This window comes from Psychrobacter sp. TB20-MNA-CIBAN-0197 (assembly GCF_040309765.1).
Taxonomy (GTDB): Bacteria; Pseudomonadota; Gammaproteobacteria; order Pseudomonadales; family Moraxellaceae; genus Psychrobacter; species Psychrobacter submarinus.
The window spans coordinates 1-263 of the sequence record NZ_JBEOPC010000785.1 but is presented as its reverse complement, the minus strand read 5'-3'; the positions used below and the strand labels follow the sequence as shown (position 1 = coordinate 263).

At 58.9% G+C, this 263-nt stretch carries 1 protein-coding gene; it reads left to right on the top strand.

Annotated elements, in window-relative coordinates; translation table 11 throughout:
• On the top strand, positions 1 to 263 hold a 263-nt coding region (locus tag AAEY83_RS15980), incomplete at both ends, for an endonuclease (protein WP_351060545.1).

The following is a 263-nucleotide window of genomic DNA, read 5'->3' as shown; positions in this document are numbered from 1 at the left end:
ACCTGAAGGCTTGCGGCTATGTGCCGCGCAAGAACGCCAAGCGTGCATCGAGAATCGAGTGGGAGCACATCGTGCCGGCCTGGCAGATCGGTCACCAGCGGCAGTGCTGGCAGCAAGGCGGACGCAAAAATTGCACGCGTTACGATCCGGTTTATCAAAAGGCCGAAGCAGACTTGCATAACCTGGTGCCGAGCATCGGTGAAGTCAACGGTGACCGCAGCAACTTCAGCTACGGCTGGTTGCCAGTGCAGTCCGGTCAGTAC